Consider the following 657-nt stretch of genomic DNA (forward strand, 5'->3'; position numbering starts at 1 on the left):
TTTGAATATTTTCTTTCATTAATAGCCACCATAATGCAAGAAACAAATGGTATTTTAGAAGAGCTTGGAGATAATTATTATACAAGTTATAAAACTCCTATTATTAGTCAAACAAAAATCATAGATTTTATTTTAAAGGCACAAGAAAAAGAAAAATACATTTTAATTCTTGATAAAAATGATTTTAATAAATACAGAAAAGATTGTTCCTTTATTAATAATCAAGAAAATTTAGCTCATAAAATTGCCATTGGGGAATTTAGAATTTTCATTGTGGTTTATAAAGATATGAAATGTCTTGAAAATATTAATAATATAACAAAAATATATGGATATAATTCAAAAAGTTATAAAATAAAAGATCAAATTTGGGATGAGCAATATTTAGGTGGAGTTTGTAAAATATCACAAGCTTTGTATTTTAATGGAAAAGCTAAAATAGGTATTATTTAGGAAAATTATGATAGGTAAAGACTTTTTATATTCTATTCATAAAGATAAAAAAAGTATTTATTTGTTTTGTGAAAATAAAAGCATCATTGATTGTCAAAGTATTTATGATGAACTTTATAAATTAGAAGCAACGACAGATTTTACTTTTGAAGAACTCCAAAACTATCAAGCTTATATCTTCCTAAACTCCACCCTCCTTACAGG

At 23.4% G+C, this 657-nt stretch carries 1 protein-coding gene and 1 pseudogene; both read left to right on the top strand.

The features are described 5' to 3' along the window. The coding region (locus AJ884_RS07605) for a hypothetical protein (protein ID WP_250535461.1) at positions 1 to 453 on the top strand (453 nt) is incomplete at its 5' end. Positions 454 to 460: 7 nt separating this feature from the next. Next, positions 461 to 657, top strand: a pseudogene (locus tag AJ884_RS10135) (hypothetical protein); the annotation flags it as partial.

This window comes from Campylobacter sp. BCW_6463, assembly GCF_001762785.1.
Classification (GTDB): Bacteria; Campylobacterota; Campylobacteria; order Campylobacterales; family Campylobacteraceae; genus Campylobacter_D; species Campylobacter_D jejuni.